The organism is Streptomyces sp. NPDC088785, assembly GCF_044750685.1.
Taxonomy (GTDB): domain Bacteria; phylum Actinomycetota; class Actinomycetes; order Streptomycetales; family Streptomycetaceae; genus Streptomyces.
The window spans coordinates 44474-59057 of sequence record NZ_JBIVKH010000014.1; the positions used below are offsets into that span (position 1 = coordinate 44474).

Sequence of the window (14584 nt, forward strand, 5' to 3'; positions counted from 1 at the left end):
CAACTGCGTTACGCAATCGTGTCGCACGTCGTGCGATCCCTCTGGCCCCCACCCCTTGACCTCCTCGCCGGGGCGGGGCTAGCTTCCGGGCAACTTCACTGAAACATTTCACGTCGGGTGGCGGGGAAGTCCGTCCGACGCCCTCGGCCACCGCTCGTGCACCCGGCACGGCACCGGCCCGCCCCCCTCTCGCAGACCCACGGAGACATGTCATGACGCATCCCGAACCGGAGACGACTCCGGTGCTCGCGCTGGAGGAGGTGAGCAAGTCCTTCGGAGCCGTACGCGCCCTGCGCGGCGTCAGCCTGCGCCTGTACCCCGGCGAGGCGCACGCCCTGGCCGGGGAGAACGGCGCGGGCAAGTCGACCCTGATCAAGACCCTGGCCGGGGTGCACCGGCCGGACTCCGGCAGGGTGCTGCTCGACGGCGCGCCCGTGGAGTTCCACGGCCCCGCCGACGCGCGCGACGCCGGCGTCGCCGTCATCTACCAGGAGCCGACGCTCTTCCCCGACCTGTCGATCGCCGAGAACATCTTCATGGGCCGCCAGCCGCGCCGCTCCCTCGGCCGCGTCGACCACCGCGCGGTGCACGGCGCGACGGCCGCCCTGTTCGAGCGGCTCGGCGTCGCACTCGACCCGGACCAGCCCGCCCGCGGCCTGTCCATCGCCGACCAGCAGCTCGTCGAGATCGCCAAGGCGCTCTCCTTCGACGCCCGGGTCCTCATCATGGACGAGCCGACCGCCGCCCTCACCGGCAGCGAGGTCGCCCGCCTCTTCGGCGTCGTGCGGACGCTGCGCGAACAGGGCGCCGCCGTCCTGTTCATCTCGCACCGCCTGGAGGAGATCTTCGAGCTGTGCCAGCGCGTCACCACCCTGCGCGACGGCGCCTGGGTGAGCAGCGAACCGCTCGACGGGCTCGCCGAGGACGACCTCGTGCGCCGCATGGTCGGCCGCGACCTCGACGAGCTCTACCCCAAGCAGGAGACCCGCCTGGGCGACGTGGCGCTCAGCGTGCGCCGGCTGACCCGCGAGGGCGTCTTCACCGACATCTCCTTCGACGTGCGCCGCGGCGAGATCGTCGGCCTCGCCGGGCTCGTCGGCGCCGGACGCAGCGAGGTGGCCCGCGCCGTCTTCGGCGTCGACCGCTTCAACGGCGGCGAGGTCGAGGTGCTCGGCAAGCGGCTCAGGCCCGGCGCCCCCAGCCTCGCGATGCACGCGGGCCTCGCCCTCGTCCCCGAGGACCGGCGCGCCCAGGGCCTGGTGATGGACCTCTCCATCGAGCGCAACATCGGCCTGACCGGCTTCGCCGACACCAGCCGGGCCGGCCTGATGAACCGCCGGGCCGAGCGCAGCCGTTCCCTCGACTGGGCGGTGCGCCTCCAGGTGAAGTACGCGCGTCTCGCCGACGTCGTCGGCACCCTCTCCGGCGGCAACCAGCAGAAGGTCGTCCTCGCCAAGTGGCTGGCCACCGGGCCGCAGGTGCTCATCGTCGACGAGCCGACGCGCGGCATCGACGTCGGCACCAAAGCCGAGGTGCACCGCCTCCTGTCGTCGCTCGCCGCCGAGGGCGTCGCCGTCCTGATGATCTCGTCGGACCTGCCCGAGGTCCTCGGCATGGCCGACCGGGTGCTCGTCATGCACGAGGGCCGCCTCGCCGCCGAACTCTCCCGGGCCGAGGCCACCGAGGAGACCGTCATGGCCGCCGCGACGGGGAGGGCCGCGTGATCCTCCCGAACGCACCCCGCGGCGCGGCCGCCGACCGACGCGGTCCCGCGTCCCCGAGGGAGTTGTCCGCACCGTGACCATGACAGCGCAGCCCGTGCACGAGGACGCCGCCCCCGGGCCCACCGCCGGGCGCCGCCTCCTCGACAAGGTGTTCAAGGCGCGCGAGCTGGCCGTGGCCGGCGTGCTCGTCCTGATGCTGCTCGCCACCGAACTGTCCAACACCGAGTTCCTGTCCGAACAGGGCGTCAAGGACCTCCTCCTCAACGCCACCATCCTCGTCCTCGTCGCCACCGGCCAGGCCGTCGTCGTCCTCACCCGCAACGTCGACCTCTCCGTCGGCTCGGTGCTCGGCATCTCCGCCTTCGCCGCGGGCGACTACCTCCAGAGCGGCGGCAGCTCCCTCGTCGCCGTGGTCTACGCCGTCGCCATCGGCGCCGTGTTCGGCGTCCTGAACGGCGCGCTCGTCAGCCTCGGCAAGGTGCCCGCCCTCGTCGTCACCCTCGGCACGCTCTACGTGGTCCGCGGCATCGACTCCATCTGGGTCGGCTCCGAACAGATCGTCGCCGCCGACCTGCCGGACACCTTCGTCGACTTCGGCCACGACGGGCTGTGGATCGTCCCCTACCTGGCGCTGCTCGCCCTCGCCGTGCTGCTCTGCGTCGGCTACTACCTGCGCAGCTTCCGCAGCGGCCGGGAGATGTACGCGCTCGGCTCCAGCCCCGAGGCCGCGAACCTCGCCGGCATCCCCGTCCGCAAACGCATCATGACCGCCTACGTGCTGTGCGGCGCGCTCGCCGGACTCGCCGGCGCCCTGTACCTGGCCCGCTTCGGCAACGTCGACTCCGGCACCGGAAACGGCTACGAACTCACCGTCGTCAGCGCCGTCGTGGTCGGCGGCGTCGCCTTCACCGGCGGCTCCGGCACCGTCTACGGCGCGGCCCTCGGCGCCCTGCTGCTGACCTCCATCAACAGCGTGCTGCCCGCCATCGGCGTCAGCTCCGTCTGGGTCACCGCCATCAACGGCGTGCTGCTGCTGCTCGCCATCGCCGTCGACCGGATCCTGGCGCTGCGCGTCGCCGCCGTGCTCCGCAAGCAGGCCGCACAGATGAGGAGCGCCCGCCATGCCTGACCCGCTCAAGGCCGCATCCGCGAAGAACCTGGTGCGCTGGGACACCGCCGTCGGCGCCCTGCTGATCGTCCTGCTGCTCTGCTCCTTCTCGTTCGTCGACAACTTCGGCAACGCGCTCAACGTGTCGTTCCTGATCGGCAACACCCTGCCGATCGCGCTCATCGCCCTGCCCATGACGCTGCTCGTCGTGTCCGGCGAGGTCGACCTGTCGGTCGGCTCCACGGCGGGCCTGTCCGGCGCCGTCATGGGCGCCCTGTGGAACAACGGCATGGCCATCGAGACGATCATCCCGCTCTGCCTGCTCCTCGGCGTCGTCTGCGGCCTGGTCAACGGCCTGCTCGTGACCCGGCTCGGACTGCCCTCCCTCGCCGTCACCATCGGCACCATGGCCGCCTACCGGGGCATCGCGCAGATCGTCCTCGGCTCCGACTCGGTCACCGACTTCCCCACGCGGTACCTGGACTTCGGCGCGGGCCGGTTCGGCGACACGTTCGTCCCGTACGCCGCGCTGCCCTTCGTGATCCTGCTCGCCCTCGCCCTCGTCGTCCTGCACGCCACCCGCGTGGGCCGCTCGCTGTTCGCGATCGGCGCCAACGAGGAGGCCGCCCGGTTCGCCGGGGTCCGCGTCAAGCGGCTCAAGCTGTCCATGTTCGTGACGACCGGCCTGCTGTCCGCCCTCACCGGCGTCTTCTGGGCCCTGCACTACGCCAGCGCCCGCTACGACAACGCCACCGGCCTGGAGCTGTCCGTCATCGCCGCCGTGCTGCTCGGCGGCATCGACTTCGACGGCGGCCGGGGCACCCTCGGCGGCGCCGTCGCCGGAGTGTTCCTGCTCGGCTCCCTCCAGAACGTGATGAGCCTGCTCAACGTCTCCTCGCAGTCCCAGATCGTCGTCACCGGCGTCCTCCTCGTGATCTCCGTGCTCGCCCCGCGCGTCGGCCGTCAGGTCGCCCAGTCCCGCGCCCGCCGCAGGACCGCCGCCGCGCCACCGCCCGCACCCGCCGCCGTCACCTGACGCGCGGCCCCGCACCCCGCTCGCCCACCCCACCCGTCCGCACCACCAGCGCGAAGGAACCCTCATGTCCGTCACCGCCCGAACCCGCCGGCTCACCGCGGCGCTCGCCGTCACCACCGCCCTCGTCGTCGGTGCCACCGCGTGCGGCGGCACCACGAAGGACGACGCGAACAAGGAGGCGGCGAAGTCCAACGCCGCGGGCAAGGCCGACCCGAACGCGGCCACCAAGAAGGGCCTCACGGTCGCCTTCCTGCCCAAGCAGGTCAACAACCCGTACTTCACCACCTCCGACAACGGCGGCAAGAAGGCGCTCCAGCAACTCGGCTCGTCGTACAAGGAGGTCGGCACCAGCAGCGGCACCGACACCTCCGGCCAGGTCTCCTACGTCAACACCCTCACCCAGCAGCAGGTCGACGGCATCGCCGTGTCCGCCCAGGACCCGGGCGCCCTGTGCACCGCGCTGAAGCAGGCGATGAAGAACGGCGTCAGCGTCGTCACGTACGACTCCGACACCAAGGCCGACTGCCGCAACGTGTTCGTCTCGCAGGCCTCCGCCGAGGACCTCGGCCGCACCCAGGTCCAGCAGCTGGCCCGGCAGATCGGCGGCAAGGGCGAGATCGCGATCCTCTCGGCGGCCCAGACGGCCACCAACCAGAACACGTGGATCGACTACATGAAGGACGAGCTGAAGAAGCCCGCCTACAAGGACATCAAGCTCGTCAAGACGGCCTACGGCGACGACGACGCCCAGAAGTCGTTCCAGCAGACGCAGGGCCTGCTCCAGGAGCACCCGAACCTGAAGGGGATCATCTCCCCGACCACCGTCGGCATCAAGGCCGCCGCCCAGTACCTCGCCGGCTCCAAGTACAAGGGCAAGGTCAAGCTGACCGGCCTCGGCACCCCCAACGACATGCGGGCCTACGTCAAGAACGGCACCGTCGACGCCTTCGAGCTGTGGGACCCGGCGAAGCTGGGCGCGCTCGCCGCCCACACCGCCGTCGCCCTCCAGTCCGGCCAGATCACCGGCAAGGACGGCGAGACCTTCAAGGCCGGCGACCTCGGCGAGTTCACCATCGGCAAGGACGGCGTCGTCTCGCTCGGCAAGCCGACCGTCTTCGACGAGAAGAACATCGACGACTACAAGTTCTGAGCGGCGAAGGGACCCGACGGACATGCAGCGCGTCTGCTTCCTGCTCAAGGTCAGGGCCGACCGCGTCGACGCCTACCGCGCCCGCCACGAGGACGTGTGGCGGGAGATGCGGGAGGCGCTGACGGCGGCCGGCTGGCACAACTACTCGCTCTTCCTGCACGAGGACGGCACCCTCGTCGGCTATCTGGAGACGGAGGACTTCGACGCCGCGCGGGCCGCCATGGACGCCACCGACGTCAACGCCCGCTGGCAGGCGGGGACGGCCTCCTTCTTCGAGGAACTCGACGGGCGGGCACCGGACGCCGCGATGCGGCCGCTCACCGAGGTCTTCCACCTTGCCTGAGCGGCCGGGCGGCCGGTCCACGGCCGGAATCAAGGACGTGGCCCACGCGGCGGGAGTCTCCGTGGGCACCGTCTCCAACGTCCTCAACCAGCCGCACCGGGTCGCCGAGCCGACCCGCCGGCACGTCCAGCAGGTCATCGCCCGTCTCGGCTACGTCCGCAGCGAGTACGCCCGCCAGCTGCGGGCGGGCCGCAGCCGCATGATGGGCCTGCTCGTCCTCGACATGGGCAACCCGTTCTTCGTCGACGTCGCGCGCGGCGCCGAGCGCGCCGCACGCGACGCGGGCCTGGGCGTCATGGTGTGCAACAGCGGCCAGGACCCGGCCGAGGAGGGCGAATACCTCTCCCTCTTCGCCGAGCAGCGGGTGCGGGGCGCGCTGATCACCCCGGCGGACCCCAGCGGCAGCACCCTGCGCGACTTCGGCCGGCACGGCATTCCGTACGTGGTCGTGGACCGGGTCGCCGGGGACGAGGAGGGCTGCTCCGTCGCCGTCGACGACGTGTCGGGCGGCGCCCTCGCCCTGGGGCACCTGGTCGCGGGCGGCCACCGCTCGCTCGCGTTCGTCAGCGGACCGCCGCACCTGCGCCAGGTGCAGGACCGCAGGAAGGGCGCCCGCAAGGCGCTCACCGACGCCGGCCTGCCGGACACCCTGCTGCGCGAACTGCCCACCGAGCGCCTCGACGTGGCGGCGGGCCGCGACGCGGGCGCCCGGCTGCTCGGCCTCTCCCCGCGGCCGACCGCCGTGTTCTGCGCCAACGACCTCCTCGCGCTCGGCGTGCTCCAGGCGCTGTACGCGGCCGGGGTGCGGGTTCCCGAGGACCTGTCCATCGTCGGCTACGACGACATCGAGTTCGCGGCGGCGGCCACGGTCCCGCTCACCTCGGTACGGCGCCCCGCGCTCACCCTGGGCACGATCGCCGCCGAACTGCTGCTCCAGGAGACGGGGGAGCGGGCGGCGCAGCACCGGCATCGCCACGTGGTGCTGCGGCCCGAGCTGGTCGTGCGGGACTCCAGCAGGGCGCGGCCCTGACCGCGCCCGCCCGCCACGGGGGCCGGACGACACGTCCGGCCCCCGCCCGCGTCAGCGGACCGTGCTGGTCAGCCGGTACCGGCCCGACGGCAGCCGGAACGTGGCCGTGCCGTCCGCGAAGCCCTCCAGCCGCACCCCGGCCACGGAACCGAGCGGGGTGCGCCCCTCCCGGACGGCGTCCGCCGACAGCGCGGGCAGCGCCAGCGTCGCCTCGGTGCCGGCCGGCACCGTCGCCTCGTACGTCAGCGTCCCGTCGGCCGCCAGCGACCACGCGCTGGTGATCTCGCCGTACGGAGACAGGTGCCGTCCCTCGACCCGGGTGATGCCACCGGTCGGGTCCAGGTGCGGCCGCAGCCGGAACCGCCGGAAGCCCGGGTGGTCGGGATCCCCGGCGATGCCCGCCATGGAGGTGTACATCCACTCCATGATCGCGCCGTAGGAGTAGTGGTTGAACGAGTTCATCTCCACCGGCCCGAACCCGTCCTCCTCGGAGTACGAGTTCCAGCGCTCCCAGATCGTCGTGGCGCCGTTCTTCACCGAGTACAGCCACGACGGCATCGCGTCCTGGTGGAGCAGCCGGTACGCGAGGTCGGCGCGGCCCTCGTCGGTGAGGACCGGCGCGATGACGTTCGAGCCGAGGAAGCCGACCGAGAGGGTGTTCTCCGCGTAGGGCACGCGCGCACTGTCCGGATGGGCCGCCTTGTACGCGGCGTCGTTGCCGATGTTCTCGGCCAGCAGGTCCACCAGCGCGCGGCGTTGCGCCTCGGTGTCGTAGAAGCCGAGCTTGAGGACCCACAGCAGCGCGGACTGGCTGTTGTCCTCCGGGTCGCCGCCCATCGGCGGCTTGCCGCCGATGCTCGACCTCACGGTGATCGCGTCGCCGTCGGTCCGGACGTACTTCGCGAGGAACGCCCTGCGGATCCGGGTGAAGAGGTCGTCGTACGCGGCGGCCTCGGCGGCGCGGCCCGTGGCCCGGCCCATCTGGGCCATCAGGCGCACGCTGTACGCGTAGTAGACGTCGCTCATCAACTGCGTGCCGGTGTTCTGGAACGCCAGCCAGTCCGCGAAGATCGCGCCCTGGCCCACGTAGGTGTCGCCGCCCTTCCGCCGGATCCAGTCGAGGTAGTGGGCCATCGCGTCCCAGCTGCGGTCGATGATCGTCGCGTCGCCGCTCATCTGCCACACCGTCCACGGCACGACGACGCCGCAGTCCGCCCAACCGCTGCACGGGGACGCCGCGTTGTAGCGGTTGCCGGGGGCCACCGCCGTGAACTGGGCGCCGTCCACGCCGTAGATCCGCTGCGACTCGATGAGGATCGACTCGAACTGGCTGAGGAAGGGGACCGCGTCGCGCGTGTTGTACAGGCCGGTGTGCGAGAAGACCTGGGTGTCGCCGGTCCAGCCGAGCCGCTCGTCGCGCTGCGGGCAGTCGGTGGGCACCCACAGGTAGTTGCCGCGCTGCCCCCACCGCACGTTGCTGATCAGCTGGTTGACGGCGTCGTCGTCCGTGCTGATGCTGCCCGTGTCGTGCAGCGACGACGTCCCGACCCGGCCCACGAGCCCCGAGAAGGTGACCTCGGTGTCGGGCGTGGTCACCTCCACGGACACGTACCGGAAGCCGTAGAACGACAGCGAGTCCTCATGGGTCTCCGCGCTGTCGGAGCCCTTGAGGACGTAGGTGCTGGTGGACTTCGCCGAGCGCAGGTTGGCGCGGTAGAGCGAGCCGGCCGGGCCGTCCGCGCCCGCGCTGTCGTCGTTCAGCATCTCGCCCGTCCTGACGACGAGCCGGGCCCCGGCCGGGCCCCGCACCGCGTAGCGGGGGACGCCCACCAGGTTCTGGCCGAGGTCGAACACGGCGGTGTCGCCGGTGCGCAGGGTGAGCGGCCCGGGCCGCGTCGTCGTCGAGCGGTCCGGGTCGGGGACGATCTCGCCCCTGCCGTTCGCGCTGGACGACTCCCCGGTCACCTCGGCGTAGACGGTCACCGACGTCGGCGTGCGGTCCCAGGCGTCCATCAGCCGGGCCGTCTCGCCGGGGTAGGCGACGAGCTTCGCGTCGGGGTACTTCGCCGCGTAGCCGACCTGTTCGACGTCGGCCCAGTCCCCGGTGTCGAAGCCGTGGTCCGCCCAGCCGTCGAGCTCCCGCCGGGCGTCGTAGGTCTGGCCGTCGTAGATGTCGTCGGCGCGGTGGGGCCCGGTGTCGGTGGCCTTCCAGCCGCTGCCCTCCTTCGTGACCAGCGACTGGGTGGAGCCGTCGGTGTAGCGCACGAGCAGCTTGGCCTTGAGGGCGAGGGGGTTGCCGTCCTCGGAGTAGTACGTACTGCCCTCGGATATCCGGGCGTTGTACCAGCCGTTGCCGAGCACCGCGCCCACCGTGACCCGGCCGCCACCGCCCGCGACCAGGTCCGTGACGTCGTACGTCATGTAGTTCACGGTCATGTCGTAGTTGGTCCAGCCGGGTGTGAGCAGTTCGGTGGCGCGGCCGCCGTCCTGCGGCACGGTGACCCGGGCGCCGTTGACGTAGAACTCGTAGACGCCGAGCGCCGAGACGTACAGCCGGGCCTCGCGGACCTTCTTGCGCGCGCCGAGCGGGGTCTCGGCGCGCAGCTGCGGCGCGCCCGCCGAGTTCGGGGCCTTGCCCTTCATGCCGATCCACTGCGCGCCGTCCCAGCGCGTGACGCCGTCGGTGCTCAGCAGACCCGTCTCGAACCGGGCGGGGGCCGAGGTGCCGACCGGGCGGCCCCTGTCGTCCCAGACGGCCACGGTCCAGAAGTACCGTGTGGACGCCTGGAGTCGGGGTCCGTCGTAGGCGACGGCGACCGAGTCGGCGGAGCGCACGCGCCCGCTGTCCCAGACGTCGCCGCGCCCGGCGGCGGCCCGGGCCGCGGAGGACGCCACCCGGATGCGGTAGGCGCCCTGCGCGAGCCCGCGCCGCGTCGATCCGAGCCGCCAGCCGAGGCGCGGCCGGGCGGCGTCGGTGCCGAGCGGATCGACGCGGTGCTCGACGGTCAGCCCGGTCACGGCGTCGTCGCCGCCCGGGGCCGCGGGCGCCGCCTGGGCGGGGGACGCGGACGCGAACGTGCCCGCCGCGGCCACGACGGGCACGGCGCCCGCGGTCGCGGCGAGGACGGTCCTGCGTCGGATGTCGCTGCTCATCGGTGAGGTTTCCCTTCGACGGTGAAGGTGCTCCGGATGGTGGGGGAGCGGTGCGGCACAGCCCCGCGATTGAACGGTTTCAAACGATTCAACGCGGGGCCCAGGAACCTACGGGCCGCCGTAGTCAGTGGCAAGAGGTGTGCAGTGATGACCCTGGTGTGATCGGTCCGGTGGCGGAGCGTCCGCCCGGCGCACCAGGGACGAGTCCGACCGAAACGATTCAACGGAGAGGGTCCGCCCGCGTCACGGTCCGTCCGGCGGGCCGGGCACGGGCGGGGGCGCCCGACGTAGACTCCGTCTGCCGCACCCGTTCACCTGGAGGATCACACTCGATGGCACAGTCCGTGGGGATCAAGGACGTCGCCCGTGTCGCCGGGGTGTCCGTGGGCACCGTCTCGAACGTGATCAACCGGCCGGAGTCCGTCGCCGACGAGACCCGGGCCCGCGTCCTGTCGGCCATCGACCGGCTCGGCTACGTCCGCAGCGAGTCGGCCCGCCAACTGCGCGCCGGACGCAGCCGCATCATGGGGCTGCTGGTGCTCGACATGGGCAACCCGTTCTTCGTCGACGTCGCGCGCGGCGCCGAGCGCGCCGCCCGCGCGGCCGGACTCGGCGTCATGGTGTGCAACAGCGCGCAGAGCCCCTCCGAGGAGGCCGACTACCTGTCCCTCTTCGCCGAGCAGCGGGTGCGCGGCGTGCTCCTCACCCCGGCCGAGGCGACCGGCCGCACCGTCGAGCAGTTCCGCCGCCACGACATCCCCTTCGTGCTCGTCGACCGGGTCGCCGAGGGCGCCACCGAGTGCTCCGTCTCCGTCGACGACGTCAACGGCGGCGCGCTCGCCGTGCGCCACCTCGTCTCCGCCGGCCACCGGCGGATCGCCTACGTCAGCGGACCGCCCGCCCTGAACCAGGTCGAGGACCGGCGCCAGGGCGCGCTGCGCGCCCTCGGCGAGGCCGGACTGCCCGCCGCCGCCCTGCACGAACTGCCCACCGAGCGCCTCGACGTCGTCGCCGGACGCGACGCGGGCGCCCGGCTGCTCGGCCTCGCCGACCGCCCCACCGCCGTCTTCTGCGCCAACGACCTGCTCGCCCTCGGCGTCCTCCAGTCGCTCTACGCGGCCGGGGTGCGCGTCCCCGAGGACATCGCGATCGTCGGCTACGACGACATCGAGTTCGCCGCCGCCGCGGCGGTGCCGCTCACCTCGGTGCGGCAGCCGGCCGTCACCATGGGCGCACTCGCCGCGGAACTCCTGCTGGAGGAGATCGGGGCCGCCGACCGGCCGGACGGCGGCCACGAGCACCGGCGCGTCGTGCTCCAGCCGGAACTCGTCGTACGCGGCTCCACCCTGGGCCCGCGCTGACCCCGCGCGGCCCGTGTGCTGAACTGGTCCACAGATCCGGAATGCCGCACTCCGGACATCCCGTACCGCCCCCGCGCACAGGAGCCGAATTGAGCGCCGCCCGCTACCGCCAGCCCGGAGTCGTCCTCACCGACCGCCGCTTCACCGTCCCGCTGGACCACCGCGTCCCCGACGGCGAGCGGATCGAGCTGTATGCGCGCGAGGCCGTCGCCGCCGGCCGCGAGGACGAGTCGCTGCCCTGGCTCGTCTACCTCCAGGGCGGCCCGGGCTTCGGCGCCAACCGGTTCTCCGGCGCGCAGGCGTGGCTGGGCCGCGCCCTGCGGGACCACCGCGTGCTGCTCCTCGACCAGCGCGGCACCGGCGCCTCCTCGCCCGCCAACCGCCAGACGCTCCCGCTGCGCGGCGACGCCGCTCAGCAGGCCGCGTACCTGACGCACTTCCGGGCCGACTCCATCGTCCGCGACTGCGAGACCATCCGGCCCGAGGTGACCGGCGGCGCCCCCTGGACCGTGCTCGGCCAGAGCTTCGGCGGCTTCTGCGCCACGCACTACCTCTCCGCCGCGCCCGAGGGCCTGGCGGCCGCCGTCGTCACCGGCGGCCTGCCCACGCTGGACGGCGCCGCGGACGACGTCTACCGCGCGGCCTACCCGCGGGTCGAGCGCAAGGTCCGCGCGCACTACGCCCGCTATCCGATGGACGTGGAGCGGGCCCGCGAGATCGGCGCGTTCGTCTCCGAACGGGAACCGGTGCTGCCCGGCGGCCACCGGCTCACCCTCGAAGCCTTCCAGTCCCTCGGCATCTGGCTCGGCGCCGGCGACGGCAGCGACCGGCTGCACTATCTGCTGGAGGACGCCTTCGTCCGCACCCCCGGCGGCCGCGAGCTGTCGGACTCCTTCCGGGAACAGGTCGCCGCGGCACTGTCGTACGCCGCCCACCCGCTGTACGCGCTGCTGCACGAGGCCATCTACGCGCAGGACGGCCGGGCGACCGCCTGGGCCGCCGAGCGGGTCCGCGCCGAGTTCCCGCAGTTCGACGGCGCGAAGGCGCTGGCCTCCGGCGGCCCGCTGTACTTCACCGGCGAGTCCGTCCACCCCTGGCAGTTCGACCACGATCCCGCGCTGCGGCCCCTGAAGGACGTCGCGACGGCGCTCGCGGAGCACACCGGATGGACGCCGCTGTACGACCGGACGCGACTCGCCGCCAACGAGGTGCCGGTGGTCGCCGCCGTCTACCACGACGACATGTACGTGGACACCGGGCACGCGCTGCGCACGGCGGACGCGGTACGGGGGCTGCGGCCCTGGGTGACGAACGAGTTCGAGCACGACGGTCTCCGCGCGGGCGGCCCGCGGGTCCTGGACCGGCTGCTGGGCATGCTGCACGGCGATCTCTGAGGGGGCGGGGTGGCGGGGGCGGTGCGGAGCTCGCTGCGCGGACAGGCCCCGGCCCCGCCCACCGGTCGCCGCGCGGACAGGACCCGGCCCCGCCCACGGGTCGGCGCGCGGAGGACGCGTCGAGCGCCCGTCCACCGCGCCGTGCGGTCCGTGCGGTCCGGCGCGTTCCGTACGTCCGCCGCGCCGCCGCCGGTCCGGCGCCCCACCAGCGACGACAGGGCCGGCGCCCGCACGGCGCGCCGCACGCGCCCCACGCCTCCCGCCCGGACGGTGCACCAGCACCCGAGCGGAGGCGACTATCGTGGCGGGATGGCACCTGAGTTGATCCGTATCGTCTCCCGCTCGTCGCCCATGGCCCTCGCCCAGGTGGAGCGCGTCCGGGCCGAACTCGCCGCACTCCACCCCGGCCTCCGCACCGAGGTCGTCCCCGTGACGACCAGCGGTGACAGGTGGATGGGCGACCTGGCGCAGCTCGGCGGCAAGGGTGCCTTCACCAAGGAGGTCGACCAGGCGCTGCTCGACGGCCGCGCCGACCTCGCCGTGCACTGCCTGAAGGACATCCCGGCGGACCGGCCGCTGCCGGAGGGCTGCACCTTCGGCGCCTACCTGAAGCGCGACGACGTCCGCGACGCGCTGATCGACCCGGCCGGCCGCCGCCTCGACGAGCTCCCGGAGGGCACCCGCGTCGGCACCTCGTCCGTCCGCCGCGTCGCCCAACTCGCGGCCTCCCACCCGCACCTGGAGTGCGTTCCGATGCGCGGCAACGCCAACCGCCGACTGGAGAAGATGGCCGCGGGCGACGCGGACGTGCTGCTCCTCGCCCTGTCCGGGCTGGAGCGGATCGGCCGCCGTGACGTGGTCACCGACGTGCTCGCGCCCGAGGTGATGTGCCCGCCCATCGGCGCCGGGATCCTCGCCCTCCAGTGCCGGGCCGACGACGGGTCGACCCTGGATGCCGTCAGCGGCCTCGGGCACCGCGACACCTGGCGCGAGGCCACCGCCGAGCGGATGTTCCTGCACGTCCTCCAGGGGCACTGCAACTCGCCCGTGGCCGGGTACGCCCGCTCCGAGCGCAACGGCGATCTGTCGCTGCGGGCCTGCGTGTTCACCCCCGACGGCAAGCGGGTGCTCAACGCCCAGGAGTGGGCGGGCCCGCTGGACCCCGCGACGCTCGGCATGTCCGTCGCGGTCGCGCTGCTGCGGCAGGGCGCCCGCGAGCTGATCGACGGCATCGCCCACTGAGCACCCCGGGCGGCCCGCTCGCGCACCGCCCGCGCGCGTTCCTTTCCGGGGCGCGTGGCTCTTCAAGGTGCGGGGCCGGGCCGGTACGCTGCGCGCCGCCAGAGGGCGCCGACGACCGGCTGGGGGCCGCATGATCGACACGACCGACACCTCGATCCCCGAAGGCGACGAGCGGCGGCTGCGCCTGGAGGTCGGGGAGGACGGCGTCGGCGTGCTCACGCTGTGCCGGCCGGCCAACCTGAACGCCTGGAGCTGGGAGTCGAGCCGCCAGCTCGGGGTGATGGCCGAGCGGATCCGGTTCGACGACCGCGTCCGGGTGGTCCTGCTGCGGGCCGAGGGGCGCGCCTTCTGCGCGGGCATCGACGTCACCGCGCCCGGCGGCGGGATCGAGGGGGCGAGCGGATCGGCCCGCAACCGCGCCTACTACGAGGGCATCCGGTGGGTGCACGAGCGGTTCGCCGCGTTCGCGCGGCTGCCGCAGCCCGTCGTCGCCGCCGTGCGGGGGTACTGCCTCGGCTTCGGCTTCGAACTCGCCCTCATGGCCGACATCCGGCTCGCCGCCGACGACGCCGTGTTCGCCCTGCCGGAGGCCAGGCTCGGCGTGGCGGTCGACGCGGGCGGCGATCTGCGCATCGCCCGGGAGGCCGGCGCGGGCTGGGCCAAGTTCCTCGCGCTGACCGGCCGCCGCGTCGACGCAGGCACCGCGCACCGGCTCGGACTGCTCCAACAGCTCGTCCCGGCGGCGGAGTTGGAGGAGGCGGCCCGCGAGGTGGCGCGGGAGATCGCGGCGAACGCCCCGCTGGCGGTGCAGTCCGTCAAGCGGGACATCGACGCCTACGCCGACGCGGGTCTCGACGCCGCCCTCGACCGGGTGGCGATGAGCGCGGCGCTCACCCTCACCTCCGACGACGCGGCGGAGGGGTTCACGGCGAAGGCGCGGCGGCGGCCGCCCGAGTTCCGGGGTGCGTGACGCGGACCGCCCCGGGGCCCGGACCGGGGCGGTCCCCACGCGTCGGCGCAGCGCCGGCCCGGTCCCGCGGGCC

The 14584-nt window shown here is 73.4% G+C and carries 11 protein-coding genes; 10 read left to right on the top strand and 1 reads right to left on the bottom strand.

Features of this window, described 5'->3' with window-relative positions; genetic code table 11:
- Positions 1 to 212: 212 nt before the first annotated feature.
- The 6 genes from ACIP5K_RS29270 to ACIP5K_RS29295 all read left to right on the top strand — a co-directional run bounded on the left by ACIP5K_RS29270 (position 213) and on the right by ACIP5K_RS29295 (position 6391).
- Positions 213 to 1724, top strand: a complete 1512-nt coding sequence (locus tag ACIP5K_RS29270; protein WP_401414302.1) for a sugar ABC transporter ATP-binding protein — start codon at positions 213 to 215, stop codon at positions 1722 to 1724.
- A gap of 73 nt (positions 1725 to 1797) precedes the next feature.
- Positions 1798 to 2853, top strand: coding sequence for an ABC transporter permease (locus tag ACIP5K_RS29275; protein WP_401414303.1), 1056 nt, complete (start codon positions 1798 to 1800; stop codon positions 2851 to 2853).
- Positions 2846 to 3868 carry an ABC transporter permease gene (locus tag ACIP5K_RS29280; RefSeq protein ID WP_401414305.1) on the top strand — a complete coding sequence of 341 codons (1023 nt, stop codon included), beginning with the start codon at positions 2846 to 2848 and terminating at the stop codon, positions 3866 to 3868. The genes ACIP5K_RS29275 and ACIP5K_RS29280 overlap by 8 nt, the downstream gene beginning before the upstream one ends.
- A gap of 64 nt (positions 3869 to 3932) precedes the next feature.
- Entirely contained in the window at positions 3933 to 5018 is a 1086-nt protein-coding gene (rhaS, locus tag ACIP5K_RS29285) for a rhamnose ABC transporter substrate-binding protein (RefSeq protein WP_401414307.1), read from the top strand.
- A 22-nt stretch (positions 5019 to 5040) separates the two neighbouring features.
- Entirely contained in the window at positions 5041 to 5361 is a 321-nt protein-coding gene (locus ACIP5K_RS29290) for an L-rhamnose mutarotase (RefSeq protein ID WP_401414309.1), read from the top strand.
- The gene (locus tag ACIP5K_RS29295; protein ID WP_401414311.1) at positions 5354 to 6391 is read left to right on the top strand and encodes a LacI family DNA-binding transcriptional regulator; all 1038 of its coding nucleotides are present in this window, start codon (positions 5354 to 5356) and stop codon (positions 6389 to 6391) included. Before ACIP5K_RS29290 ends, ACIP5K_RS29295 begins: the two co-directional genes overlap by 8 nt.
- A 51-nt stretch (positions 6392 to 6442) precedes the next feature.
- On the opposite strand, the gene ACIP5K_RS29300 is transcribed toward ACIP5K_RS29295, so the two are convergent.
- Positions 6443 to 9544: a family 78 glycoside hydrolase catalytic domain gene (locus tag ACIP5K_RS29300; protein WP_401414312.1), complete on the bottom strand. Its 3102-nt coding sequence runs from the start codon at positions 9542 to 9544 to the stop codon at positions 6443 to 6445.
- A 332-nt stretch (positions 9545 to 9876) separates the two neighbouring features.
- On the opposite strand from ACIP5K_RS29300, the gene ACIP5K_RS29305 reads away from it, so the two are divergent.
- The 4 genes from ACIP5K_RS29305 (at position 9877) to ACIP5K_RS29320 (ending at position 14511) form a co-directional block, all read left to right on the top strand.
- On the top strand, positions 9877 to 10905 hold the full coding sequence (locus ACIP5K_RS29305; RefSeq protein ID WP_401414313.1) for a LacI family DNA-binding transcriptional regulator: 1029 nt from the start codon (positions 9877 to 9879) through the stop codon (positions 10903 to 10905).
- Between the two features lie 41 nt (positions 10906 to 10946).
- Complete coding sequence (locus ACIP5K_RS29310; protein ID WP_401414315.1) at positions 10947 to 12299, top strand: alpha/beta fold hydrolase; 1353 nt, start codon at positions 10947 to 10949, stop codon at positions 12297 to 12299.
- Positions 12300 to 12608: 309 nt separating this feature from the next.
- The gene (gene hemC / locus ACIP5K_RS29315; RefSeq protein WP_401414317.1) at positions 12609 to 13541 is read left to right on the top strand and encodes a hydroxymethylbilane synthase; all 933 of its coding nucleotides are present in this window, start codon (positions 12609 to 12611) and stop codon (positions 13539 to 13541) included.
- A gap of 130 nt (positions 13542 to 13671) precedes the next feature.
- The gene (locus ACIP5K_RS29320; protein WP_401414318.1) at positions 13672 to 14511 is read left to right on the top strand and encodes an enoyl-CoA hydratase/isomerase family protein; all 840 of its coding nucleotides are present in this window, start codon (positions 13672 to 13674) and stop codon (positions 14509 to 14511) included.
- Positions 14512 to 14584: the final 73 nt, after the last annotated feature.

Coding starts and splice junctions, on each gene's coding strand:
- ACIP5K_RS29270 (WP_401414302.1), top strand. CDS start 213: ATGACGCATCCCGAACCGGAGACGACTCCGGTGCTCGCGCTGGAGGAG.
- ACIP5K_RS29280 (WP_401414305.1), top strand. CDS start 2,846: ATGCCTGACCCGCTCAAGGCCGCATCCGCGAAGAACCTGGTGCGCTGG.
- rhaS (WP_401414307.1), top strand. CDS start 3,933: ATGTCCGTCACCGCCCGAACCCGCCGGCTCACCGCGGCGCTCGCCGTC.
- ACIP5K_RS29290 (WP_401414309.1), top strand. CDS start 5,041: ATGCAGCGCGTCTGCTTCCTGCTCAAGGTCAGGGCCGACCGCGTCGAC.
- ACIP5K_RS29300 (WP_401414312.1), bottom strand. CDS start 9,544: ATGAGCAGCGACATCCGACGCAGGACCGTCCTCGCCGCGACCGCGGGC.
- ACIP5K_RS29305 (WP_401414313.1), top strand. CDS start 9,877: ATGGCACAGTCCGTGGGGATCAAGGACGTCGCCCGTGTCGCCGGGGTG.
- ACIP5K_RS29310 (WP_401414315.1), top strand. CDS start 10,947: ATGCCGCACTCCGGACATCCCGTACCGCCCCCGCGCACAGGAGCCGAA.
- hemC (WP_401414317.1), top strand. CDS start 12,609: ATGGCACCTGAGTTGATCCGTATCGTCTCCCGCTCGTCGCCCATGGCC.
- ACIP5K_RS29320 (WP_401414318.1), top strand. CDS start 13,672: ATGATCGACACGACCGACACCTCGATCCCCGAAGGCGACGAGCGGCGG.